This is a genomic window from Sporosarcina ureae (genome assembly GCF_002082015.1).
Classification (GTDB): Bacteria; Bacillota; Bacilli; order Bacillales_A; family Planococcaceae; genus Sporosarcina; species Sporosarcina ureae_A.
On the sequence record NZ_CP015109.1, the window covers coordinates 1,396,398 to 1,420,731 of the forward strand.

A 24,334-nucleotide genomic window follows, 5' to 3' on the forward strand; every position below is an offset into this window, starting at 1 on the left:
ATTCTTCAAGCTTTTAAAAAAGAATATTTGTCTAGACAGTGATACTATAATAAAAAGGGGTGACGACTATGGAAATCAATGACCAAGCACGTAAAGAGCTTTTAGCACAAGTAGAGCACCTGTCAGATGAAGTGATTAATCGTAAACCGGCTGATGACAGATGGTCCATTAAACAAATCTTAGAACATCTATATTTAATGGAAGGTAGTGTCGCTAAAACCATTCAAGCCAAGCTTGCTAACGACAACCAGAGCATCACAACGGTTAAGCCGATTCAACTAACTGTTGATCGTTCTAAAAAGGTAGATGCTCCTAATTTCGTGACACCGACTTCAGAATTTTCTACTCTCCACGACTTGAAATGTAAACTCTCCGCTACTCATTTGACTTTACATGATATAGCCGAAAACGCATTAGAAGATCAATTAGCAGTGAGATCTTATACACATCCTGTTTTTGGCGATATGAGCCTTACGCAGTGGATTCCATTTGTCGGCTACCATGAACTGCGCCATATCGAACAAATTAAAGAAGTAAAAGAACAACTCGGTATCTGATAAAGACCTCCACTCTAACTTTTCGTTAGGGTAGAGGTCTTTTCTCTATCGCTGAATATAGTAAATGGCTTGCTGTATACTTGAAAAGGTTTTTAATCTTTGCTGGGGATCTTTAGCTACTGCTAATTTATATGCAAGATCTGGTGTAATACCTGTAATATAAAGATTACACCCAATAAGCGTCAGTACTTGCTGTATTTCCAACAAACGGTCAACTGAAGTCCCTTGTTGCCAATACAAACCTGTTATGTCAATCATTACATGATCTACTTCATTCGTGTGAACGTAGTTACTCAGTTTTGTAATCAATAGATTAAAACGTTCTTCCGTCATTTGACCAATTAGTGACACCGCCGCCAAATTATCATAAATTCTCATAATGGGTAACATGAGCTGTTCTATTTCATGATCTTTCGTATGTAGTTCCTCTATCTGTCTGTATTGTACTGAAACATCAGTTTGCGTACCAATAAAATATGGTACCTCATCAATTACAATCGGACGAAGACTGAGTCGATTCCAAAATAATGTACCGTCTTTTTTATAGTTTTTCAAAACAATCGTAAGAGGCACTCTTTCCGAAACCGCTCTTCTGATCTTCGATACTGTAGTTGGATCTGTTTCTTCGCCTTGAAGAAATCTGCAGTTCCGCCCAAGTATTTCTTCCTGAGTATACCCTGTTAGAGTCTCGAATGTTTTATTGGCGAAAATTATCGGATTATCCTCTTGCGAAGCGTCTGTTATCAAAGCTCCAACTCTACTACCATCAATGACCGCTTCCATCAATTGTCTTTGAACTGCCTCCGTTAATTTTTTTATTTTAAACACACCCTATCAATTCAAATGGTATTTAGTATTTCAATACTAGCACATTGTTCGATGAAACGTACAGATTATCAGGTAAACTGTTGGGTTCATTAAAGATAAAGAAAATCCTCCTGACTACTATATAGCCAGAAGGATTTTATCTTATACTCGTGTAGCTTGCATCTTAGCAAGTTCTTTCTCTGAACATAATACAAAGTGTTCAGGTGTGATTTCGCGAAATTCCACTTTTTCGTCGGGACCGTATTGATGGTCCTTTGGATTATACGGATGGCGCACACGGGAACGTTCATAAATAGGATCCGGTAGCGGAATCGCTGATAGCAAAGATTTTGTATAAGCGTGCATGGGGTTTCGGTACAATTCATCTGCTGGAGCCATCTCCACTAGTTTACCGAAATACATCACGCCAATACGATCGGAGATATACTTAACCATCGATAGATCATGGGCGATGAATAAGTAGGTCAACCCTTTTTCCTCCTGTAGTTCTTTCAACAAGTTGACGACTTGCGCTTGAATAGAAACGTCCAGTGCAGAGATCGGTTCATCCGCAATGATGAATTCAGGATCTACAGCTAATGCACGTGCAATTCCGATACGCTGACGCTGACCACCTGAGAACTCATGCGGATAACGCTCAGCATGTTCACGATTTAAACCAACAGTCTCAAGCAAATCAATGACTCGTTGCTTACGTTCAGACTTTCCTTTTACCAAGCCATGTATATCTAATCCTTCTGCAATAATATCCAAGACTTTCATCCGTGGATTTAAAGAAGCATAAGGATCTTGGAAAATCATTTGCATCTTTCTATTCAATACGTGATTGTCCTTTTTACTTTTCGGCGCGTGTACATCTACACCGTCGTAGAGAACTTGACCTGCTGTCGCATCATATAATCGGATCATTGTACGTCCTGTTGTCGATTTACCACAACCTGACTCGCCTACTAAACCGAATGTTTCTCCTCGCTTAATAGTGAAGCTAATGTCATCAATCGCACGGACTTCAGTAGATTTCCCTGCATTAAAATATTGTTTAAGGTTGCGTACTTCTATTAAATTGTCTGACATCACACAGTACCTCCCGTCTGATCAACATAGTACCGACTACCTTTAAAGGTTTTCATACGTTCAATAATAAGGGCCGGCGGTTCCACCTGTGGTGCTTGCGGGTGCAATAACCATGTCGCTGCGTAATGAGTATTACTCACTTGGAAGAAAGGTGGCTGCCGCTCCATATCAATTTTCATTGCATATTCACTCCGGAGTGCGAATGCATCCCCCTTTGGAGGATTTAATAAATCAGGCGGTGTACCTGGAATCGCATACAGCTTTTGCTCTTCTAAATCCATAGATGGCATGGAGCTTAGTAAGCCCCATGTATAAGGATGCTGTGGATTATAGAAGATCTCATCTACTGTACCGATTTCAACAATTCGACCGCCATACATAACCGCCACTCGGTCAGCGACATTTGCTACTACACCCAGGTCATGCGTGATGAATATAATAGAAGTTTCGGTCTTCTTTTGAATATCCTTCATCAGCTCAAGGATTTGCGCTTGAATCGTGACATCCAGCGCCGTTGTTGGTTCATCCGCAATTAAGATTTTCGGATTACATGCTAGCGCAATTGCAATCACGATACGCTGACGTTGCCCACCAGAAAATTGGTGAGGATACATCTTGTAACGATTTTCGGCATTGGGTATACCGACCAAATTCAAGAGTTCAATCGTCTGCTGACGCGCTTGTGATTTATTCAACTTCTGGTGTTTTAAGATTGGCTCCATGATTTGCCTTCCAATTGTCATAGTTGGATTTAATGAAGTCATTGGGTCTTGGAAAATCATCGATATATCTTTCCCACGAATCTTTTGCATATCTTTTTCAGGAATTTTCGTTAGATCTCTTCCTTCAAATAAAATTTCACCATGCTTATATTCAGCACTTGATTCAGGTAGGAGTCGCATGATGGATTTCGTCGTTACAGATTTACCCGATCCCGACTCTCCTACGATAGCGAGCGTCTCTCCTTTATGCAAATCAAAGTTTACGCCACGAATCGCTTTCACTTCACCTGCAAATGTATGGAAGGAAAGCTCGAGGTCTTTTACTTCTAATATTTTTGTCAACTTGCTCTCCTCCTCTTAATCTTTCATTTTAGGATCTAGTGCATCGCGCAGTCCGTCACCAATCAAGTTAAATGCAATCATGAGAACACTGATGACAATGGCGGGGAACAATAATACGTATGGCTGATTCTCCATCACTTTGTATCCGTCGTTAATCAATGTTCCTAACGAAGCAGCTGGGGGCTGAAGTCCGATCCCGATAAAGCTTAAGAACGCTTCAAAGAAAATCGCATTGGGAATTGTGAACATCGTGTTGATGATAATAATCCCTAGCATATTCGGTAGTAAGTGTTTCGTAATAATTTTTCCATCTTTGGCGCCTAGTGTGCGTGAAGCTAATACGAATTCTTGCGATTTATATTTCAATGTCTGCGCACGTACAATACGTGACATCCCTATCCAACCAGTTATAGTGATCGCGACGATTATGGCGGTTATTCCCGGATCCATGATCATGATCATTAATATAACAACAATCAATGTAGGAATACCAATCAAAATCTCGACAACCCGTTGCATAATATCATCTGTTCGTCCACCAAAGTATCCCGAAATTCCTCCATACGCAACACCTATAACCATATCAATAGCTGCTGCTACAAATGCAATAAATAAAGATACACGTGTACCTTCCCATAACCGTGTAAATAAGTCACGACCCAAACCATCCGTACCGAACCAATAATATTCATCTACTTTTTTCATTTCGTAGAGATTAACAGTCTTTCCTGCCAGTTTACCATCTCCATCAAAAAATCCTGTTGCTTCGATACCAGGTATTTTAGGCGGTAAGTTTGCGTGACGTAAGTTTTGTGCATCCCCTGCGTGTCCATTTAAATGAGGACCGATGAGCGCCATAAGTATAACTAATAAAAGAACAATCATACTAACAATAGCTGCTTTATTTTTACGGAGTCCTAACCATGCGTCTTGCCAGAAACTTAAACTCGGCTTCTCTATTCGTTCTGCCTGTTCCGCGTCGATCGTGATCCGTTCAAAATCCTCTTGCGTCAGCTCTTCCTGTTCAAATTCATTGCGCATTATCCCTTACCTCCAGACACGCGGATACGCGGATCGATAACTCCATATAAAATATCCACTATAAAAATAACCAAAATGAGGAAAGCGGAGAACAATAATGTCGTACCCATGATTGTTGCATGGTCATTCGTCATGATGGACGAAACGAATTGCTCACCTATTCCTGGAATTGCAAAGATTTGTTCTACAACGAGTGACCCTGTTACTAAACCAGCTGCGAGTGGTCCGAGAACTGTGATCAAAGGTATTAATGCATTTCGAAAAGCGTGTTTGAAAGCAATTTCAAAACCATTGGCACCTTTTGCTTTAGCCAAAATAATGTAATCTGAATTCAATACTTCTATCATCTCAGTCCGTATGAAGCGCGCGGATAGGGCAAGTGGCCCCATAGCGAGTGCAAGCGATGGCAGGACACTAGATTTCCAACCGTCGTTCCACAAACCGACCGGTAATAAATGCCATTCTGAAGCAATCCAATATTGCAGCAACGATGCAAATACAAAGGACGGAATGGAAATACCGAGTATTGCAAAGAAAGTGCTTCCATAATCCCAAAATGTATTATGCTTCAAAGCAGCAAGCATACCTAATAAGATTCCAACAATAGTCCCGAAGACCATCGCTTGCGCTCCCAAGATTAAAGAAGGTTTTAATCTCGTAGCCAATAAATCGTTGACACTTTTCCCCTTAAATACGAATGAGGTTCCCAAATCACCTTTTGCCAAATTTTTCATATATATTGCGTATTGCACAGGCTTAGGCTTATCGATTCCATACTTCTTTTCAACAATCGCTTTCTGTGTATCATTCAATTTGTTGTAAGAAGCGATCGGTGAACCTGGCAAAGTTTGCATGAGGAAAAAAGAGGCCGTTGCAATTAAAAACAGCGTTATGAACATATATACTATGCGTTTTCCAATATACTTAACCACGGTACGTTACACCTCCAAAAGAGTTTCTTACTTGCTATGCAAGTACTCACGTGACAATCTTCGACAAGAAATTAAATATTGCAACTATTTGATGTTACTAAAAAGAGAGTATATGGATAGTGATCACCATATACTCTCCCCTATTAAACTTGAATCCTTACTACATTACAATTATTTACCTGAAATGTACGCCCACTTGTAGCTATAGTCCGCGCCAAATGGATGATCTACTAAACCTTTAAAGTAAGGTTTGTGTAAAAAGATTAAACCACGCTGATAAATTGGTGCAATTGCAGCATCTTCATCGAGCAACATTTTTTCAGCTTTTGCGAATGCTTCATAGCGCTCTTCTGGTTTAAGAGCTAATTCTCCTTTTGAATCTTCAATCAATTTATCGTATTCAGGGTTAGAATAAGACATTAAGTTGTTCGTACCATCTGTTACAAATAGATCCAAGAATGAAATCGGGTCTTGGAAGTCTGGTCCCCAACCTGATACTTGAATATCATAGTCTTGGTTTCCATCTAAATCCAAACGTACAGAGAATGGTACTTCTTTCAATGAAATTGAAAGTCCTTCTAGGTTACCTTCTAATTGAGACTTAAAGTACTCGTCCATTTTCTTAGAAAGCTCAGTATCTCCACCAAGAATTTCAAGATCAAGAGATTCAACGCCTAATTCTTCAAGACCTTTTTTCCAGTGCTCTTGTGCTTCTTCCACGTTGTACTCCAAGTGGTCGCCGCTCAACTCACGGAAATCCTTTTCATTTTCATCAAACGTAAAGTTTTTTGGTACTAGGAAGTTTGCAGGTAATGAACCGTTAGCTAATACTACGTCCGCCATATCTTCCTTCTCGAATGATTTAGCAATAGCTTTACGGATGTTCTCATTCGCAAGCGGTGTTTCTTTTCCATCACGTTCTTGGTTAAACTTGAAGTAGAAAACAGATGTTTCCGGCTGGATAACAGCTTCCTCATCGTCACGATATTGCATAGCCAAGTCGCCAGAAACTCCTGCGCGATCTAACTTGCCATCTTGGTAAAGCTTTACAGCAGTCGCAGAATCTTTAACAACGTTTACATGAATTTCATTTAGTTTTACGTTTTCTGCATCCCAGTAATGTTCGTTTTTCATATAAGTCCAGCTATCGCCTGTTCCATCCCATTCAGTTAAAACAAATGGTCCATTTGATAGTAGGCTATCGGAGTTTGTAGCGTATGCATCTGCTTTAGAAGCTACGAACTCTTCTTTAAGAGGATAGAATGTTCCGAATGACATAAGTGACAAGAAATAAGGTACTGGACGTTCAAGTGTTACTTCAAACGTCTTTTCATCTACGGCTTTAACGCCAAGCTCAGATACTTCCATTTTTTCTTCAGAGATTGCTGTCGCGTTTTTCACTACGCCAGACATCATGAATGGTCCGTAAGGTGAACCTGTCGCTGGATCAATTGCACGCTGCCAAGCATAAACGAAGTCATCCGCTGTAACAGGTGTTTCATCAGCCCACATTGCGTCGCGAAGTTTGAACGTATACGTCAACCCATCTTCGCTAACTTCTGCTTCTTCAGCAGCCATCGCAGGTTCTGCAATGTTTTCTTGATTTAAACGATATAAACCTTCGTTGATATTGTTTAATACATTGAAACCAACTTGATCTTCCACGATTGAAGAATCAACAGACGGGATAGCTGCAGATTCGGCTAAGTATAGTACTTGCTCAGCGTCCGGCTCCCCTTCTTCGTCTTTAGCATGCTGTTTTTCTTCTGGCTCTTCAGTTGTTGCCTGATCTTTGTCGTCCCCGTCTGCCGGCTTTTCTTCGTCTTTCGAACCGCCACATGCAGCTAGGAACATACTCAGCACTAATGTTAGCGCCATTAATAAAAGCCACTTATTATTCTTCAAATTGTTGACCTCCCCTTTGGTATTTTTGAAGTACTAGCTTTTTCATTATACAAGAAAAATTTATAGATGTAAACGCTCACAACGTTATTGTCTTAATTTTAAACTATTATAGAAGATTCTACACATTCCGACTCGTATATTGTAAGATAGATAGTAGTTCCAAACTTTATAAATGAAAAGAAGGATTTCTATGAAACGTAATAGTATTGTATTTCTCATATCTCAATTGATAATTGTTATTTCTGTCTATTCAATTTACGGTAAACTCTCACTACTTGGCTATATTAATGCTTCCTTTTTCGTTAGTAGTTTCTTGCTATTCATTGGAGGGGTTGTGTTTGTTGTCCGTACCGGCTTCTTTGATTTCTTTATGAAAAGTTCGCGCAAAGTATTTGCTAGAAAGGGGCAAAGAGAGGCAATCGAATCTATGCGTGCCCCCTCTGAAGTACTGTCAGCGAGCCCTGCTTGGTTGTTCCTTGCAGGGATGCCAACCTTTATTTTAATGATGGTGGCGCTTATCTTATACTATCTATAAAAAATCTCGGCACTTCCGATAAAGGAGATGCCGAGATTTTTAGTTTATTAATATACTTTATACAAATGATCCCAACTATCTTTGGAAAGTTGTGATCATTTACGATCTTCTATCTTCAGCTTACTTCCATCATTGAATTTAATTTCCACTTCAAATTCTTGATAGTCCGCTTGAAGATTAAAAGCATTTAGTATGTCATCAATTGTTTCTTGTTGTGAGCTATCTTTTGTCACATCTAGACTTTTCACTTTTGAATATACATCATCAAATGCTTCCTGACCTGTCAAATACATTTCATTTAGTTCATCTTCTACTTTAGCTTTAATTGGTTCGTTCTCATCTTGTTCAATTTCCGCTTCATATTCTTTGTCGTTACCGTAAGAAACCTCCAATTCGATCTCTTTAAATGAGAGCTTGTCCATGTCTGCTTGCATATCCTTTGTTGCTGAGTCAGCGGTGGAGTCTGTTGCAGTATCGGGAGCAGCATCAGCATTATTTTGATTTGTAGTATCAGTAGCTGGCTCCAACGGTTGCTCTACTGGAGGATTAACTGCATTAGAATTCTCTTCTACTTTATCATCTGTCGCATCCGTTCCACATCCCGCCAATGCTAGCGCCACGACTGATGCTCCTGTTATTACCAAACGTTTCATGAAATATTCCTCCTAAATGACATAGTACTTTTTAGTGGTTCCCTATTTTGCTACTTCCCAAACGGTTAGTTTTATTTAATGAAGGGTATGTTGGTAAGTATAGGAGTGATATCAAATGAACAATCAGAAACCCATAACTGCTGTCGAAGCAATTGATTCCATTGAATCAACATTCCATACAGAAAACCATTTACGACGTGCGCATGCGACCGGTATCGCATTTGATGCAACTTTCCAACCAACCGGGGCGGCTGTTCCTTGGACTACAGCCGCTCATCTACAAAAAGCTGAAGTTCCCACTGTTGTGCGTTTTTCTCACAGTTCTACAGATCCAAACTCAACTAAACGATTGAATCCAATTAAAGGTATGGCCGTGCGTTTTCAATTACCTGATCATACATACACAAATTTAACAATGGTCAATGTACCAATATTCATCAGCAAAACTCCAGAAGCCTTTATTCGTCTACTACAAGCATTCGACTCAACCAGTACATGGTCACAACGAATAGATGCACTTATGCATAATACAGAGTACAAAGCTTTTGGTTCAATTTTAAAAGAACTGAAACCGTTTCGTAATTTCGAATCTCTTCATTACTACTCTATTCATGCGTATTTTTTAAAGAACGACGATCTAGAGAGACAAGCTGTCCGTTTTGAATGGCAACCTTTTATACAAAACAATGAAAATACTACTAGTAATTCTATGGAAAATGAACTCATTCATAAAGTGCAACAAGGACATCCTGTACGTTTTCGCTTACGTATGCAGCTAGCTGAACAAGGGGATGAAACAGCTGATCCCACCATCGCCTGGCCAGATGATCGAAAATTAATTGAAGCAGGAATCCTTACACTGCACTCACTACGTACAGATAATGCAGAGTCCTTTGTCTTTGATCCAACAGTTACTATAAAAGGTATAGAATGCAGTGATGATCCCGTATTACACTTCCGTTCCGCAGCGTACGATGAATCTGCTAAACGACGTGGCGTCAAAAATAGCATGTAAGCATTACTAGATTAACATAATACAAGTGACGATAAGATAGTATTCACTCTTTCTATTTTCACTAAAAAACTTACAATATTAGGGATGACTTATTTAGGCTTTATTTCATTAGAAAGTCTATAATCATTTAGAAAATCAAGTACTTACCTTGTTACTATTACCAAGTCATCCTAAACTTGATTTTTTCATTATGTTTTTGTTAAACTAATACCGTGTCGATTCAAAGGACGAACCAATATCATCATCCTATATGATTAAGAACGTGCTAGCTAAGCAGCCAGAGGGGTTGACTATTTATTACGAGGAGCTGATGTGTATGACAACAGAAAAAGAAAAAGTACTGGGGACTATAGAAGATGTTGACACAGAAAAGGATTATTCCTTAGATCGTGTACCTTTAGAAGACCGTAATAAAGGTTGGCTGAGCATTACGAACATTACGTTCGGGATTGCAACTGCCATCTTTTATTTTCAAATGGGTAGCGTCATGGCTTTGCAATTCGGTGCACCAAACGCTATCGTTTCGGCTATTTACGCCATCATAGTAGCTGGATTGCTTGGTACTGTGATTGCCTATTTATCCGCAAAATCAGGCATGAATGTTAACCTTTTATCACGGAGTGGTGGATTTGGTTATATTGGCTCTTCGCTAACTTCATTAATATACGCCTCAAACTTTATTATGTATTGTGCGTTTGAAGGGTTGATTCTAGTATCTGCAGTTCACTATTTCACGCCTGACTTTCCTAAGTGGATTTTGATTGTGATTTTCGGAACGCTTGTTATTCCACTGAACTGGTTCGGAATCGAGCAGCTGGACAAACTTCAAAAATGGTCCATGCCAGTATTTATGATATTCCTAGTTGCCGCGATTGTCGTTTCGTTCATCAAACCGGCAGTTTACACTGGATCTGTGTTCTCCTATATGCCTGAAGGTGTTCAGTTTGGAGGGACAGCATTATTGTTCTGTATCGGGATGCACAATGGAATTATGGGACTGACTGCTCTACTAGCTTCAGACTATGCTCGTTTCCTAAAACCATCTGATCGAAAATTCGGTTCAATTGCAATCGGTTTCATTCCACAGATTTTCTGTTATGGAGTAATGGGCGGACTTGGTATTTGGTTCGGTGTGCGATTCTTAGAAAAAGATCCCGGTGTATACATCGTCTTATTGCTAGGAATTGGCGGTGCATTATTTACGATGCTGACACAGTTACGAATTAACGTAACCAATATATACAGTAGCTCCCTTTCGCTATCAAACTTCTTTGAGAATGTATTTCGGTTCACGCCTGGCCGTAGATTCTGGGTAGTCATCTCAGCTACAAGTGCGATTTTACTGATGCTTGGTGGAATCGTAGATCATCTAGATACTGTCATGACTTTCCAAGGTGTGTTTCTATTTTCCTGGGCTGCCATTCTGGTGACGGATGCATTGGTTGTCAAAAAGTGGTTGAAGATCGGTCCAACTTATTATGTATCGAGGCAAGAATATTTGTATAAATGGAATCCTGTCGGTGTCGCTTCGTTACTAATAGCCAGTACATTTGGGGCCATCGCAGCGTCTGGTTATCTCGGCATATTCCTGCAATCTACAGCCGCATTCGTCGCTTCCATACTGGCCGCGATATTGACAGTAGTAATCGCTATATATACAAAAGGTAAATATTACTTAGTACGTGAACCAAATGATATTACAGCAGATGATAAATTAGGGTAATAATGAGCTACTGTTAAAACCAGGACTTCTGAACAGAAGTTCTGGTTTTCTTATGTATAAATCAATAAAACAACTTAACAGTTTAGCTCAAAGCGAAATAGACTACGCTAATGCCACAGGTAAGCAAGCACGCGTAGCAATAGAAACTAGTAAATCTTCTGAAGGTGACTACCTATCTTTCTTTGGTAAAAATAATGCGTATATGGAGAAACAATTAAAGGAAGTAGAACGTTCATTTAATCACTCTGAAGAATTCCGTGGGATTGCTATCCATTCATTAGAAAGCTGGATGAAACGTAAATAATATATGAAGAAAAGCCGTCTCGTTAAGGAGACGGCTTACTATATAAGGGTCTGCATGCTTCAAATTCATGCTTTGTCATCTTGTTGATAAAAAACAGGTGGCACAGATCCAAACACTCTACGGTGATATAGCATAGGATCTTTATTTTTCTCTACTTGAAGATCTACTACTTCTCCAATAATGATCGTGTGGTCTCCCGCTTCAATCGTTTGGAAAGTCTTACACTCAAACACCCCGAATGCATCTTCAATAATGGGTACGCCATTGTCCGACATTTCCCATTTACAAGTAGAGAAACGATCTTCTACACGGCTCGCGAATGTACTACATAGCTCTTTTTGATCTCCCGCAAGTACGTGTACAGCAAATTTGCCACCTTCTGTGAATGCTTTTATGGAAGATACCTTATGATCAATAGACCATAAGAGAAGCATTGGATCCAAAGATACGGAAGCGAACGAGTTTACCGTCAGTCCAACTGGTGTACCATCTTCAGTTACTGCAGTAACAACTGTTACACCAGTTGGATAATTCCCCATAATTTCTTTAAATAGATTCTGTTGTTCTTCTTTTTTCATGAAATATTCTCTCCTTTATAAATAAGCCAATTCAAATAACGGATCAAGTCCATCACATTTGAAATAGGCATCTCTCTATCCATCATAGCACTTTCAACTTCATTCTTCAGTTTTTCTACTCGTTGTTTAGTTTTTTCTAGTTTATGTACCTGTACAACTGTTTGCTATCTTCTTCGCTATATTCGTTATCAGTACTAAAGAATTACTTATAGATTTACATGTTTACAAAATATAAATAAGGATATTATTAATATATGCAAGACTATCAAACATCTAGAGGAGGACATTTACAATGGACTTAAATAAACTAAAGAAAAACAATTTATTAAAGGTAGGAGCAGCTGCCATTCTTTCTGTTGGCGTCCTTAGCGCTTGTGGAGACGATGACCCAGTGATCGATGATAATGATGATGTAGAAGTAGATCAACCAGCTGATGTTACACCAGATGATGATGTGGATGTAGATATGGATGAATCAGAAGATGGTACGACAAACGACGATGTAGATGTAGATGAGCCAGAAGTAGATACGGAACCAGCTGTTGAAGAAGAAAGTTAATGAAAAATAATCAATAGTACCGACGTTAAGTCCCTGAAATCGATTACGTAATTTCAGGGGCTTTTTTTACACAACAATATATTCTGATAATTCTATCAATAATGCATTTTATTTCAATCTATAAAAAGTCTTTATTATGTATAATCTCTACCCATTCATCACAATATGATACGTAGTAGGGCTTTGGTAAAATTTGAAAGTCATATGTACAAGGAGGAGAACAACGTGACAGAACCTAGACAACCTGAAGATACACAAAATGGGATCAGTCGTAGAAATTTCATGAAAAATACCGGCTTATTGGCTGGAGGTCTAGTTGGTGGAACATTATTCGGTGGTCTATTGACTAATCAGCTCCAAAAACCAGGCGAATCTACAGACTCAGGGAAAGAAGATGGCCATTTACTCGAAGCACGGATATTTTTCAGTAATAGCGAGGACTTTCTTATCCTATCCGCTGCTACTGAAAGGTTATTTCCGAAAGACGATTTAGGCCCAGGCGCTATTGAACTAGGCGTACCCTACTTTATCGACCGACAACTTGCCGGCGAATGGGGTACGAACGCAAAGGAATATATGAAAGGGCCGTTTTTGCAGACAGGTGCCGTCGATGCATATGAAAACCAAGAAGACATGGACCAAGACAAAGGACCCAATGCTGAAACGCAAATACCTACACCAGCCGTTAGATATCAAACTCCTATGACAAGAGGAGAGATCTTCCTAGAAGGTGTACATGCATTAGAAAAAACAGCACAGGAGAAATTCGAAACGAATTTTCCTAAGCTAGAGTCAGAGCAACAAGATGAAATTTTGCAGATGTTCGAAGAGGGAAAAGCGAGGATGAACGGAGTTGCTTCGACGACGTTCTTCAATCTACTATTACAAACCACTATAGAAGGTGCGTATGCTGACCCAGTCTATGGCGGGAACCGCAATATGGACGGCTGGAGGATGAAGGAATACCCTGGTCCGCGTATGAGCTACACGGCAGAAATTGAAGCAGAAGACTTCATCGTAATGAAACCTGAAAGTTTACGGAATTACCAAGGACACTGATAACAGGAGGAACTCATATGGCGAAAAAATTAAAAAAAGTAGATGTAGTTGTAGTCGGAAGCGGTTGGGCAGGAGGAGTAGTTTCTGCCGAGCTAGCGAAAGCCGGCTATCAAGTAGTCACGCTGGAACGGGGTAAAAAGCAGGACCGACAAGACTATATTGGTGTTAAAGATGAATTACGTTATACAAATCGTTACGAGATGATGCAAAATCTATCACCTGAAACCATTACATCACGGGTGAAAATGGAAGACACCGCTCTTCCTGTCCGCACGAGAGCAGAAATGATGGCTGGGACTGATTTAGGTGGAGGTAGTGTGCACTGGGCAGGTGCTACATATCGCTGGAGGGCTATCGACTTTGAATTACGTTCAAAGACTATTGAACGGTATGGCAAAGAAAAAATTCCTGAAGGCATGACGATTCAAGACTGGGGTATCACGTATGATGAAATGGAACCTTATTACGATAAATGGGAGAAAACTGCTGGAATTTCAGGAGAGCCTGATCCGCTTGGCGACAAGCGTTCAAATGATTATCCTAACCCTCCTATGCTTGCATCACCTGCCGTGAAATTGTTTAAAGAAACAGCAGAGAGAATGGGTTACCATCCATTCCAAGTTGCTTCCGGTAACTTATCACAAGCCTACACTAATCCCGACGGTGAAAAATTAAATGCTTGTATGTTCTGCTCTTATTGTACGATGTACGGCTGTGATTTTACGGCTAAATCAGACCCATTGGCTACTGTTATTCCAACAGCACGAAAATCTGGAAACTGCGAAATTCGTACCAATTCTTTAGTACGACGTGTACTGCATCAAAATGGTAAAGCAACCGGTGTAATGTTTACTGATACACGAACAGGTATTGAATATGAACAACCAGCAGACGTTGTCGTACTAGGTGCATTTTCATTCACCAACAATCGCTTGTTGATGCTTTCAGAAATCGGGACGCAGTATGATCCAACAACACGCAAAGGAACCATTGGACGTAATTTTAATGGACAATTCAATATTACATTCTTAGGAGCAAGAGGGTTCTTTGAAAAGAAGAAGTTCAACCTCTACGCGGGCGCAGGTGCTCTTGGTGGTACTATGAGTGACTTTGCAGGTGATAACTTTGATCACTCTAATGTAGACTTCATAAATGGTGGCGGTATAGAATTACGACAATATGGCGACGGAGCTATTTCATCAAACCATGTCCCACGTGGCACGCCAAAATGGGGATCTGAGTTTAAGAAGAATTCGGTCCATTATGCGAACCGTTCGCTAGTAGCATGGTATACACCCGCTGTTATGTCATGGTGGCATAATTATGTAGATTTAGACCCCACATACAAAGATGAATACGGAGATCCCTTATTACGTATTACGAATCGTTACACGGATCATGACCGGAATATGGCCAAATTCGGGATTGAAAAGTGTAGTGAAATCATGAAAGAAATGGGTGCTGATATCGTCGATGAAGATGAAGTGCCTGAAGAGTTCGATCATATATATTCAGGTGGTCATTATGCGGGCGGAATTATTATGGGAGCCGACCCTGAAACCTCCGCAGTGAATAACTATCTTCAAATGTGGGAAATGGATAACTTATTCGTAGTAGGCGGTTCAGCGTTCCCTCAATTCGGAGGACATCACCCCACTTCAACCATCGGTGCATTGGCATATCGTGCAGCTGAAGGTGTAGAGAAGTATTTAAAAGAAGGCGGGCAGCTTGCGGAAGCGAAGCAACAAACTTTAAACGCATAACGAGCTAAGCAGCCGGATCAATATCGGCTGCTTTTCGATCTGAATTTTCCATGATTTACACAGTGTATAAAATGTTGTGTATGTTATTTTTCTGACGTGGCTTGCATCAACCACTTGTCATCGAATTTTCATTTGAAAAACACTTGAATGTATAATGCTAGTAAATCTCATCTATCCTAGAATATAAAGTTCCGATTAGCAGTGTAACACTGCCGATCCGAACTTTATTACCGCATATTAGAAGCAACAACACCTAACCGATCACGTTCAATAGCATTAAGATTCGCTCCATATGCCGACAGCAACCAGACACGACAAACGCGTGCATATTGGCTTGTGTGACATAGCAGACAATTTGTTTAACCTTCTGTTTTTTGGCGGACTGCGCAAAGTTATCCATTAAAATAACATCCATATCTTCAAAAGTACCTTGAGATAATTTCGCTAATTTCTGCATAGAATAAACGAGATATACCGCAATATCAGCGACAGCCAAACCTTTCTCGGCATCTTTCAAAGAAAACAGATCTCAAGATCGCTACTCTACGTCTTCCGTGTTCCCTCACTGATCTCCATTACGTGAAAGACCAATAACATTTGCTTTTCCACTTAGCTATTTCAATAAATTATTACCAATATATCCACGAGCATCCGCAACAGCTACAACCAATTTCTCTTCTATCCCCCTCTCTCCTACGTAAACAGTAAAATTAGCCTGTATACAGAATTTTTAAGCCTATCTAATACTAAATACTATTTTCAAGCAGCAGTCTTTGCTTTTTATAGTAAAAGTACTTATACTAAATAAGGACGGTGAAAACTGGATATGTTTTTTTAGTTTTCATTCTGTATATAAGGATAGGAGTACGATAAATGAAGGCACGTATTATGAAAGCTTTCCTCGAAGAAGTTCATGAGAAAAGTATGAAGTTCACCATGGATGATCTAGCCAAAAGACTAGGTATCAGTAAACGGACATTATACGAACATTTTTCTTCCAAAACAGAAATTTTAGATGCGTTGATTAACTCAACATTACAAGAGTTCGACGAAAAAACCAGTATAATTATGAAGGACGAGGAACTACATCTCGTAGATAAGATTAAGAAAGTCATTACGGTCATACCGAAGTACAATGACTTTTATAACTGGCAAATACTTGATCAAATGAGAAAAACACATCCCGCACAATGGGAACGAGTACACGCTGCACTTCATGAATGGGATGAACTCCGTGAATTAATTGAACAAGGAATTCATGAAGGGATCATTGCAGATCAAAACGTAGAGTTGCTTATGAAGTTGATTATAGATGCAACGAACTCTACACTTGATCGAAAGTTTTTCTATGAAAATCGCATGACGGTTACCGAAGCATTGGATTCCATAGTAGATATCCTATTGTTCGGATTTATTAAGAAAAGTGATGACTAAATAAACTAATAAAACAAAAGAAGTTTTACTGTTTTACAATAAGTTGAAAGCGAGATGGAATTATGAGCCTCCACGCATGTGAGGTAACGAATGAAAATTGGCAGGATGTTGCCTATTTATCCGTACACGAAAACCAAAAGAACTTTATTGAAAGCAATTCATTTTCACTAGCACAATCTCAATTTGAACCAGAATGGAAGTCCATTGGATTATATGATGGAGAACAATTAGTCGGTTATGCGATGCACGGTCGTGAAGCGGATGGCAACGTATGGCTTGATCGTTTTATGATAGATCAGCATCACCAAGGTAAAGGTTATGCTAGCAGATTTCTTAAACTTCTCCTTACGAGAATGGAAGAAAAGTATCAATGCGACAAGATTTTTTTAAGTATTTATCCAAGTAATAAAGCCGCACAGCATGTATATGAAAAGTTCGGTTTTAGGTTAAATGGTAAAATTGATGATGTGGGTGAATTCCCTTGTCTTATTATGGAACTTGATCTACAAAGGAGCCCTGTGCAATGAGTTCTTCTTCACCCAAATTCAATCAATTGGATACTGAGCCTGTAGGACGTATCTTTTTACGTTATTTAATACCGTCAACTGTCGGTATGTTACTAATGGCCATCAATATTGTGGCAGATGGCATTATGGTCGGTAATCGATTGGGTGCAGAAGCATTAGCGGGAGTCGGAATTTCGGCTCCCGTTTATACTATCTTTTTTGCTATTTCTTTGTGGATTGGTATAGGCGCCGCTACGAAATACTCTATGGCGATGGGTGCCAAAGATGTGCAAAAAGCTCGTTCGATTTTCACACATGCGATCCTCTCTATTTTCTTATTCACCACTATAATAGGCTTGACCGCCTTTATTTTTAGAGATCCGCTAGCGTATGCGTTAGGAGCGAATACGACCACTTTCCCTTATGTATCGCAATACTTATTTGTGATTTTACTGTTTGGTTTTATCTTTACTGTAGAAAACACATTTAGTATTTTCGTGCGCAATGATGGAGCGCCGAACCTTTCAATGGCCGGGTTAATTGTAACGTCCGTCGTGAACATCATCATGAATTATGTGTTTTTATTCATTCTAGATTATGGCGTCGCCGGTGCTGCAAGTGCTACAATTATCGCTTCCTTTTTGGGCATGTTAGTACTGGTCGCCCACTTTTTTAAGAAAAACAATAACTTAAAACTAATTCGCTTACGATTCAATAGAAAGCTATTCCTAGCTATTCTATTCATTGGTTTTCCGAGCTTCCTTTCCGAGTTGGGAATCTCTTTTTTTACTATTACGCACAATATTGCATTCGAACGGATGGCTGGTACGGAAGGCGTTGCGGCGTTCTCTATTTTGAACTATGTGCACAGTGTTATGCTGATGCTATTCCTAGGAATGGGCGGCGCGATTCAGCCGCTGATCAGTTATTATCAAGGCTCTGGTAATCGAGCACGGATGAAGGAAACTGTAAAAAAGGCCACTCTTACTGCCGTGATCGCGGGCGCTGTGTTTTTCCTTGTCGGCCAATTCGCAGCAGATCCTATCGTTTCGATTTTCGGTGACTTCCCGCAAGCCGTTAGAGATTTGGCTACTACTGGAATTAACCTGTTCTTCTTCGCTTATTTGTTCACAGGTACGAACTTTGTCATGATGACCTATTATCAGTCTGTCGGCAATGTACGGATGGCTACTTGGATCACCGCGTCACGTGAAATCATCGTCATGTTAATTTTCCTAATGATTTTACCACGCATTTTCGGATTAAATGGTATTTGGTTGTCCATTCCTGCTTCTGAGCTTGTCGTATTTATTAGTGTGTATTTATATCAAAGGAACGCTACTCGACATTCGTTCATCCACTAAACATTGATCTATAGAACGGGACGGTAAGACCGACATTCCAAGCGGTGCGTTCCGTAGAATTAGTGTCATTCCGTGTTCTAGTGGCAGTGTAACATTATTTTTGTTCATTTCATAAATAAGCGTGATATACTGAAAGAGCAACTGAATATCGTGTTAGAGATAGGTGCGTTTATTTTTCTTAAACGCTTAAAAGGGAAATCGGTGAAAAACCGATGCTGTCCCGCAACTGTGAGTTGGAGTATAATTCGTTACCACTGTTTTACCGCAAGGGAAATGGGAAGGTGGATTATACGATGAAGACGAGCCAGGAGACCTGCCTAGATCAGTACACACCAATACCCTACGCGGATAGGAGGTGTCAAGTGCGGCTTATGAAAAATCATACACAAGCCGACGTACGAAAAAACGGAATCAGGACATTCATTAGGTGGCTTCGATACAGTTTCTATCGATCCAACGTAGATGTATTTCCTGCCGAACCGTTTACTTCGTCATGGCTTCCCACTTAACATCCTTCCAAGCATTTACCGGACGGATGTTTTTTTATGTCAACGAACCAATACACACACGATGAGGAGAATGATTCATGCACAATCAAACAATTGATGACTTTACAAACTTACTAAAAGATACACTGATGTCGGACCGAGTGAGCACTCACTCCACCCCTCTCTCTTTACTAGTAAAAGATATAAAAAAACAGATTTTCGAAGATCAGGCGAATAGCACTGCAGAAAAAATTGTGCAACTAGCTAATTTGGATAAAGCATATCAAATTGTGGTTACTGAATTGGTAGGTAGTAACTAGATCGCAATAAAACACCCCTGACCTTAATGTGTCAGGGGCGTTACTATGTTATAAAGAATCTTTAATCACACGCTTGTAATTCAATACGGAAAGTAAGCCAAATATAGAATATAGTGCCGTATAGATGAACATCACAATAATCGTGGGCGCCAGCATTTCAGTACCGAATAAGAACCAGCCAGATTTCACCGCGAAATAGCTGTGGAAGAGACCAACGACTAACGGAATACCGAAATTAAATAGCTGCTTTCGTTGAACCCCTTTTAGCAAATCTGTTTGTGTATAGCCCAGTTTACGAAGAATAGTGTAGTTCGATTTTTCATCTTCACTTTCGTCCATTTGTTTAAAGTATAAGATGCAGCCAGAAGTGACAAGGAAAGCAAGGCCGAGGAATCCTACAATAAACATCATCATACCTGCGCCTTGCATTTGTTTTGTTCTTTCCTCAAACTTCGATTCATGTCCTGCCCAGTCGTTTATTCCCAACACATTAAATATATCATTCGCTTTTTCTAGATCGTCTTCATTCTCGATATCCACTCCATGATACTTAGTGAATTCCGATGTTATGGAAGGATCTTTATCTTCATTCATTTTCCTAAATACTTGAACATCTACTACCGCGACGACAAAAGCATAGGTCACACGCGTCGGAAGAACGGCTACCTTTTCTGTCCCTTTTAGTGTCAGATCATATATATGTTCTGTGCCTCGAAATACGACTTGCTGATTCGCTTGGAATTTCATGAAGTTTTGCGTCAAACTATCGGAGTTGACGAAGAGCACTTCCTTTTCTGCTACGTCTATCTCCGACAATCCCTCATCACTAATGACAATCATTTCTGTTTCGGTATAACTCACATCTTGACTATCCCCACCCGGAATAGATAGAACTCTCGATAAATCAACAGGTGTAGTCAATAGATCAATAGCTGTCTCTGTATAGGCAATGCTTTCACTTTCAAGTGCCTGTGTAAATTCCATTGCACGTGTAGTATCAGGAATAGTAAAGTCGGCCGGAATAGTTCGCTCTACTGACTTCTCTACTGAGTAGTATGATATATAACTTAACGACAGTAACGCTATGGATAGCGCAGATAATGAAGTAATAATCATTAATAAAAATGAATTCGATTTCATTCGAAACATAATTGAAGAGAGAGACAGCACGTCGTTAACGTTCAGATATCCTCCTTTACGTTTACGAATCAAGTTAAAGATAAAGCTAACGGAGCCTTTATAGAACAAATATGTTCCCATGACGACAGAAGCTAGTATGATAATCATCACCAGAAATAGCTGATCGCCTAGGAACACACTACTAAATAATCGGGATGATAAATAATAGCCGAATACAATGAGTAGAATACCGAACACACCGACAACCGCCTGGAATATTGTCATCTTTTTGACCCGCTGTTGCGTCACAGTTGTTACACGGAACAAAGATAATATACTTTGCCGTTTAATGAATAGCGCATTCATGATCAAAATTAATACAAAGATTGCCGCAAATACAATCAGTGTCCGAACCAAAGCTTCTGATGAGAAACGTAAAGTTGCAATATCCGTTACACCAGTGACCTTAAATAGAATAAGCATGAGTAATCGTGACATCGAAAATCCTAAGAGTATCCCTATAACGAGAGAGCCGATATATAACACGAAATTCTCTACACTTAAAATACGGAAAACGGTTCCTTTCGTCATCCCGATCAATTGGAATAATCCTATCTCCTTACTGCGTCGTTTAATGAATAGATTGTTAGCATATAGCAAGAATACAGACACGATCACAATTAGAAAAACTGAACCTGTTTTAATAGCTGCAGCACCTTTCACTCCTCCTGTTGCATCGTCCAATGCTGGATCGAATTGCAGCGTGACAAATGAAAAATACAAACCTACGCTAAAAACCAAAGCAAAGATATACACATAATAATGCTTGATATTTTTCTTGATATTGCGGAAAATCAGCTGATTAAGCGTCATGTTGCACACCACCCAACACACCTTGCGTTTTGATGATGTCATTAAAAAATTCGTTACGCGTTTGGTCTCCTTTATTCAGTTGCGTGTAGATTTGTCCATCTTTGATGAACACTACACGCTCACTAAAACTTGCGGCGAGAGGATCATGAGTAACCATGACGATAGAAGCATTTCTCTTCATATTGAGATCACTTAGTTTGTTCAACAAATCGGATGCTGCTTTTGAGTCAAGAGCGCCTGTTGGTTCATCCGCAAAAATGATGCTCGGATCATGGATAAATGCTCGTGCGGCAGACGTTCTTTGCTTTTGACCACCTGAAATTTCATTTGGATATTTAGTAGCAATTTCGGAAATACCCAATTCCTCCGCCACTGCAAGGAATTTTTCATTGGCTAGTTTTCTTGATACTTTCTGCACCGATAGTGGAAGCAGTATGTTTTCTTTTACTGTTAACGTATCGAGTAGGTTATAGTCCTGAAAGATGAAGCCCAAATGACGTTTTCGGAATTCCGCCATTTGCTTTTCTTTCATATCGTTGAGGTTCTGCCCTTCTATACTGATCGTTCCCTGGCTAACGCGATCAATGGATGAAAGGACGTTCAGGAGAGTTGTTTTCCCCGATCCCGATGCCCCCATAATGCTGACGAATTCACCTTTTTGTACTTCAAGGTCCAACGCGCGTAACACTTCCTGTTTATTGAATTTATTGCCGTATGTTTTATAGATTTTCGTTGCTTGTAAAATTACCATATCCATCACTCCTTGTGTATTCTATCTTAATCAATGTACAAATTTTTCTCCTGTCTTTGATATGACAATTAGAAAAAGCATGTGACGATACTGTCACATGCTTTTACATACGCGCTATACGTATCATTTCGTTTTCTTTTGCAAAGATCAAAGAGAACCGCGTACCTTTTCCTACTGTTGACTCTACTTTAATTGTAATCAAGAGAGATTCTGCTACTTGTTTTGCTAAGTACAGCCCCATTCCTGTAGCCGCATGATTTTGATGGTTTGCTGTTCCAGTGAAGCCTTTATCGAAAATACGAGATACGTCTCTTGGCGCAATGCCCTGCCCAAAATCTTCAATCGATAACGTGGTGATGCCGTTCTGGCTAGTACACCGAATACGTATGTCCGAATCCTCACTGTATTTCACTGCATTCGTCAGTAATTGTCTACTAATGAAGCCAAGCCATTTGGCATCGGTCAGTACGTCTATTGTTTCCAATGATACATCAAAACCGATTCGTTTTTGCATACACCATTGCTTTAATGATTTTATCTCCTGAAATAGCAACTTCTGTACATCGACTTTTTCGATATACAAATCATTCTGGATGAATGGAATACGCTTTTGATGAAGTTGCTGATCCAGTAGCAAATGAATGCGAAGCCACTCATACATCAACTGTGAACGAAGCGCAGGATCTTCCGTACGTTCGATCATTAATTGCAACGTCGTCAAGGGCGTTTTCACTTCATGTATCCAATTCAATATGTCATCTTTTTCTTGCTCTAGATCGGTTTGCAATTTATCCAACTGGTTTTTATACACTTGAATTTGTTCGGAAATTTTTTCGTGAGTAATTGTTTCAAAAGGACTGTTAGCTTCAGGTATTGTAGTCAGATCGAATGATGGCTCTACTGAATGGATGTGTTTATAGTATTTTGTTTCTTTTCCATAACGTGCAACGATAAATAGAACGAAAGATAAAACGGAAATGAATGCTATATAGACAGTAGACGTAAATGGAACGCTCGTGTCTAAATAGCCCATTGCTAGAACGAGTAGTTGCAAGAAGAGGAAGAACAGTATCCAACTCACACGTTCTTTTAGAAATATTCGTATCATAATTGCTTTTCCTTTGCCATATACCCTTGCCCCACTTTTGTTTCGATCACATCTACCAAGCCAATCTCCGCGATCCGTTTACGTAAACGGTTGACGTTAACCGTCAGCGTATTATCACTAACAAAACGTTCATCATCCCAAAGACTTGTGATGATTTCTTCCCTTGATACGATTTCATTCTTTCTTTTTATTAATATTTTTAGAATGTATATTTCATTTTTCGTCAACTCAATAGTCCCGTTCTCATTAGTGAGCGTACCTTTCACAAAATCCACAGCGGCATCACACCACGTTTTCACTTCTAAAGTCTGATCGATACTATAGTTATACACACGGCGTAATATTGCTTGAATCTTTGCGATCAATACGTCAAAGTGAAACGGCTTTTGAACGAAATCATCAGCTCCGAGTTGCATCGACATCACTATATCAGTCGGATGATCCCGTGAAGATAGAAAAATAATTGGGACATTCGAATGCGTTCGAATCATCCGGCACCAATGGAATCCATCGAACTTTGGTAATTGAATATCGATTATTACAAGATCCGGTTTGATTTCCGTGAATTCTTGCAGTACGTTTCCAAAATCTCGGATCCCCTCCACTGAGTAAGACCATTGCGTTAAACGTTCTTTTATTTCCTCAAATAATGTTTGATCATCTTCGATTAGCATAATTGTAAACACTGAACTCACCACACTTTTCTTCATTGCTATTAGTTTATCCTATATACGGTCAGAATCAAAACAGCGTACAAGTGAAAGTACATCACTTGTACGCT

The 24,334-nt window shown here is 39.6% G+C and carries 25 protein-coding genes and 1 riboswitch; of the genes, 12 read left to right on the forward strand and 13 right to left on the reverse strand.

Features of this window, described 5'->3' with window-relative positions:
* The first annotated feature begins 68 nt into the window (after positions 1-68).
* Positions 69-557 carry a DinB family protein gene (locus SporoP17a_RS06935; RefSeq protein ID WP_083033962.1) on the forward strand — a complete coding sequence of 163 codons (489 nt, stop codon included), beginning with the start codon at positions 69-71 and terminating at the stop codon, positions 555-557.
* A 45-nt stretch (positions 558-602) separates the two neighbouring features.
* Here SporoP17a_RS06935 and SporoP17a_RS06940 read toward each other — a convergent pair whose 3' ends face one another.
* From SporoP17a_RS06940 to SporoP17a_RS06965, 6 genes are all read right to left on the reverse strand, one after another.
* Entirely contained in the window at positions 603-1,385 is a 783-nt protein-coding gene (locus SporoP17a_RS06940; protein WP_156890541.1) for a YtvA family blue-light photoreceptor, read from the reverse strand.
* 141 nt (positions 1,386-1,526) lie between these two features.
* Entirely contained in the window at positions 1,527-2,459 is a 933-nt protein-coding gene (locus SporoP17a_RS06945; protein ID WP_083033966.1) for an ABC transporter ATP-binding protein, read from the reverse strand.
* Entirely contained in the window at positions 2,459-3,523 is a 1,065-nt protein-coding gene (locus tag SporoP17a_RS06950; protein ID WP_083033968.1) for an ABC transporter ATP-binding protein, read from the reverse strand. Before SporoP17a_RS06950 ends, SporoP17a_RS06945 begins: the two co-directional genes overlap by 1 nt.
* Positions 3,524-3,538: 15 nt before the next feature.
* Positions 3,539-4,564, reverse strand: coding sequence for an oligopeptide ABC transporter permease (gene opp3C / locus SporoP17a_RS06955; protein ID WP_083033970.1), 1,026 nt, complete (start codon positions 4,562-4,564; stop codon positions 3,539-3,541).
* Complete coding sequence (opp3b, locus tag SporoP17a_RS06960) at positions 4,564-5,496, reverse strand: oligopeptide ABC transporter permease (protein ID WP_083033972.1); 933 nt, start codon at positions 5,494-5,496, stop codon at positions 4,564-4,566. Before opp3b ends, opp3C begins: the two co-directional genes overlap by 1 nt.
* Before the next feature lie 171 nt (positions 5,497-5,667).
* Positions 5,668-7,401, reverse strand: coding sequence for a peptide ABC transporter substrate-binding protein (locus SporoP17a_RS06965; protein WP_083033974.1), 1,734 nt, complete (start codon positions 7,399-7,401; stop codon positions 5,668-5,670).
* A gap of 190 nt (positions 7,402-7,591) precedes the next feature.
* Between SporoP17a_RS06965 and SporoP17a_RS06970 the strand changes: the two genes are divergently transcribed.
* Positions 7,592-7,936 (forward strand): DUF3899 domain-containing protein, encoded by a 345-nt coding sequence (locus SporoP17a_RS06970; protein ID WP_167693395.1) that lies wholly within the window; start codon positions 7,592-7,594, stop codon positions 7,934-7,936.
* 95 nt (positions 7,937-8,031) lie between these two features.
* On the opposite strand, the gene SporoP17a_RS06975 is transcribed toward SporoP17a_RS06970, so the two are convergent.
* Positions 8,032-8,589 carry a YusW family protein gene (locus SporoP17a_RS06975; RefSeq protein WP_083033986.1) on the reverse strand — a complete coding sequence of 186 codons (558 nt, stop codon included), beginning with the start codon at positions 8,587-8,589 and terminating at the stop codon, positions 8,032-8,034.
* Positions 8,590-8,704: 115 nt separating this feature from the next.
* On the opposite strand from SporoP17a_RS06975, the gene SporoP17a_RS06980 reads away from it, so the two are divergent.
* From SporoP17a_RS06980 to SporoP17a_RS06990, 3 genes are all read left to right on the forward strand, one after another.
* Positions 8,705-9,604 (forward strand): catalase, encoded by a 900-nt coding sequence (locus tag SporoP17a_RS06980; protein ID WP_083033988.1) that lies wholly within the window; start codon positions 8,705-8,707, stop codon positions 9,602-9,604.
* 316 nt (positions 9,605-9,920) lie between these two features.
* Positions 9,921-11,327 (forward strand): purine-cytosine permease family protein, encoded by a 1,407-nt coding sequence (locus SporoP17a_RS06985; protein WP_083033990.1) that lies wholly within the window; start codon positions 9,921-9,923, stop codon positions 11,325-11,327.
* Positions 11,328-11,379: 52 nt separating this feature from the next.
* A complete protein-coding gene (locus SporoP17a_RS06990; protein ID WP_083033992.1) occupies positions 11,380-11,631 on the forward strand; it encodes a hypothetical protein in 252 nt (83 codons plus the stop codon).
* Between the two features lie 65 nt (positions 11,632-11,696).
* Here SporoP17a_RS06990 and SporoP17a_RS06995 read toward each other — a convergent pair whose 3' ends face one another.
* The gene (locus tag SporoP17a_RS06995; RefSeq protein WP_083033995.1) at positions 11,697-12,209 is read right to left on the reverse strand and encodes a flavin reductase family protein; all 513 of its coding nucleotides are present in this window, start codon (positions 12,207-12,209) and stop codon (positions 11,697-11,699) included.
* A gap of 292 nt (positions 12,210-12,501) precedes the next feature.
* Between SporoP17a_RS06995 and SporoP17a_RS07000 the strand changes: the two genes are divergently transcribed.
* From SporoP17a_RS07000 to SporoP17a_RS07010, 3 genes are all read left to right on the forward strand, one after another.
* Positions 12,502-12,768, forward strand: a complete 267-nt coding sequence (locus SporoP17a_RS07000; RefSeq protein WP_083033997.1) for a hypothetical protein — start codon at positions 12,502-12,504, stop codon at positions 12,766-12,768.
* A 225-nt stretch (positions 12,769-12,993) separates the two neighbouring features.
* Complete coding sequence (locus tag SporoP17a_RS07005) at positions 12,994-13,827, forward strand: gluconate 2-dehydrogenase subunit 3 family protein (protein ID WP_083033999.1); 834 nt, start codon at positions 12,994-12,996, stop codon at positions 13,825-13,827.
* 17 nt (positions 13,828-13,844) lie between these two features.
* Positions 13,845-15,590, forward strand: coding sequence for a GMC family oxidoreductase (locus SporoP17a_RS07010; RefSeq protein WP_083034002.1), 1,746 nt, complete (start codon positions 13,845-13,847; stop codon positions 15,588-15,590).
* Positions 15,591-15,843: 253 nt separating this feature from the next.
* Here SporoP17a_RS07010 and SporoP17a_RS07015 read toward each other — a convergent pair whose 3' ends face one another.
* Positions 15,844-16,107, reverse strand: a complete 264-nt coding sequence (locus SporoP17a_RS07015; protein ID WP_083034013.1) for a hypothetical protein — start codon at positions 16,105-16,107, stop codon at positions 15,844-15,846.
* Positions 16,108-16,463: 356 nt separating this feature from the next.
* Here SporoP17a_RS07015 and SporoP17a_RS07020 point away from each other — a divergent pair, with 356 nt between their 5' ends.
* From SporoP17a_RS07020 to SporoP17a_RS07035, 4 genes are all read left to right on the forward strand, one after another.
* A complete protein-coding gene (locus SporoP17a_RS07020; protein ID WP_083034015.1) occupies positions 16,464-17,024 on the forward strand; it encodes a TetR/AcrR family transcriptional regulator in 561 nt (186 codons plus the stop codon).
* 62 nt (positions 17,025-17,086) lie between these two features.
* Complete coding sequence (locus SporoP17a_RS07025; RefSeq protein ID WP_083034024.1) at positions 17,087-17,551, forward strand: GNAT family N-acetyltransferase; 465 nt, start codon at positions 17,087-17,089, stop codon at positions 17,549-17,551.
* Entirely contained in the window at positions 17,548-18,894 is a 1,347-nt protein-coding gene (locus SporoP17a_RS07030; protein ID WP_083034026.1) for an MATE family efflux transporter, read from the forward strand. Before SporoP17a_RS07025 ends, SporoP17a_RS07030 begins: the two co-directional genes overlap by 4 nt.
* Positions 18,895-19,038: 144 nt before the next feature.
* Positions 19,039-19,230, forward strand: a riboswitch (cobalamin riboswitch).
* A 250-nt stretch (positions 19,231-19,480) separates the two neighbouring features.
* Positions 19,481-19,702: a hypothetical protein gene (locus tag SporoP17a_RS07035; RefSeq protein WP_083034027.1), complete on the forward strand. Its 222-nt coding sequence runs from the start codon at positions 19,481-19,483 to the stop codon at positions 19,700-19,702.
* A 48-nt stretch (positions 19,703-19,750) separates the two neighbouring features.
* Here the strand turns inward: SporoP17a_RS07035 and SporoP17a_RS07040 are convergent, their stop codons facing one another.
* The 4 genes from SporoP17a_RS07040 to SporoP17a_RS07055 all read right to left on the reverse strand — a co-directional run bounded on the left by SporoP17a_RS07040 (position 19,751) and on the right by SporoP17a_RS07055 (position 24,239).
* Positions 19,751-21,694, reverse strand: coding sequence for an ABC transporter permease (locus SporoP17a_RS07040; protein WP_083034028.1), 1,944 nt, complete (start codon positions 21,692-21,694; stop codon positions 19,751-19,753).
* Entirely contained in the window at positions 21,684-22,445 is a 762-nt protein-coding gene (locus SporoP17a_RS07045) for an ABC transporter ATP-binding protein (protein WP_083034029.1), read from the reverse strand. The genes SporoP17a_RS07040 and SporoP17a_RS07045 overlap by 11 nt, the downstream gene beginning before the upstream one ends.
* Before the next feature lie 103 nt (positions 22,446-22,548).
* Positions 22,549-23,553, reverse strand: a complete 1,005-nt coding sequence (locus SporoP17a_RS07050; protein WP_083034030.1) for a sensor histidine kinase — start codon at positions 23,551-23,553, stop codon at positions 22,549-22,551.
* Positions 23,550-24,239 (reverse strand): response regulator transcription factor, encoded by a 690-nt coding sequence (locus tag SporoP17a_RS07055; RefSeq protein WP_083035931.1) that lies wholly within the window; start codon positions 24,237-24,239, stop codon positions 23,550-23,552. Before SporoP17a_RS07055 ends, SporoP17a_RS07050 begins: the two co-directional genes overlap by 4 nt.
* Positions 24,240-24,334 lie beyond the last annotated feature (95 nt).

Bases quoted from the DNA above. Each gene is read 5' to 3' on its own strand.
- SporoP17a_RS06935 (WP_083033962.1), top strand. From the start codon at position 69: ATGGAAATCAATGACCAAGCACGTAAAGAGCTTTTAGCACAAGTAGAG.
- SporoP17a_RS06945 (WP_083033966.1), bottom strand. From the start codon at position 2,459: ATGTCAGACAATTTAATAGAAGTACGCAACCTTAAACAATATTTTAAT.
- opp3C (WP_083033970.1), bottom strand. From the start codon at position 4,564: ATGCGCAATGAATTTGAACAGGAAGAGCTGACGCAAGAGGATTTTGAA.
- SporoP17a_RS06970 (WP_167693395.1), top strand. From the start codon at position 7,592: ATGAAACGTAATAGTATTGTATTTCTCATATCTCAATTGATAATTGTT.
- SporoP17a_RS06975 (WP_083033986.1), bottom strand. From the start codon at position 8,589: ATGAAACGTTTGGTAATAACAGGAGCATCAGTCGTGGCGCTAGCATTG.
- SporoP17a_RS06980 (WP_083033988.1), top strand. From the start codon at position 8,705: ATGAACAATCAGAAACCCATAACTGCTGTCGAAGCAATTGATTCCATT.
- SporoP17a_RS06985 (WP_083033990.1), top strand. From the start codon at position 9,921: ATGACAACAGAAAAAGAAAAAGTACTGGGGACTATAGAAGATGTTGAC.
- SporoP17a_RS06990 (WP_083033992.1), top strand. From the start codon at position 11,380: ATGTATAAATCAATAAAACAACTTAACAGTTTAGCTCAAAGCGAAATA.
- SporoP17a_RS06995 (WP_083033995.1), bottom strand. From the start codon at position 12,209: ATGAAAAAAGAAGAACAACAGAATCTATTTAAAGAAATTATGGGGAAT.
- SporoP17a_RS07000 (WP_083033997.1), top strand. From the start codon at position 12,502: ATGGACTTAAATAAACTAAAGAAAAACAATTTATTAAAGGTAGGAGCA.
- SporoP17a_RS07010 (WP_083034002.1), top strand. From the start codon at position 13,845: ATGGCGAAAAAATTAAAAAAAGTAGATGTAGTTGTAGTCGGAAGCGGT.
- SporoP17a_RS07020 (WP_083034015.1), top strand. From the start codon at position 16,464: ATGAAGGCACGTATTATGAAAGCTTTCCTCGAAGAAGTTCATGAGAAA.
- SporoP17a_RS07025 (WP_083034024.1), top strand. From the start codon at position 17,087: ATGAGCCTCCACGCATGTGAGGTAACGAATGAAAATTGGCAGGATGTT.
- SporoP17a_RS07030 (WP_083034026.1), top strand. From the start codon at position 17,548: ATGAGTTCTTCTTCACCCAAATTCAATCAATTGGATACTGAGCCTGTA.
- SporoP17a_RS07035 (WP_083034027.1), top strand. From the start codon at position 19,481: ATGCACAATCAAACAATTGATGACTTTACAAACTTACTAAAAGATACA.
- SporoP17a_RS07040 (WP_083034028.1), bottom strand. From the start codon at position 21,694: ATGACGCTTAATCAGCTGATTTTCCGCAATATCAAGAAAAATATCAAG.
- SporoP17a_RS07045 (WP_083034029.1), bottom strand. From the start codon at position 22,445: ATGGTAATTTTACAAGCAACGAAAATCTATAAAACATACGGCAATAAA.
- SporoP17a_RS07050 (WP_083034030.1), bottom strand. From the start codon at position 23,553: ATGATACGAATATTTCTAAAAGAACGTGTGAGTTGGATACTGTTCTTC.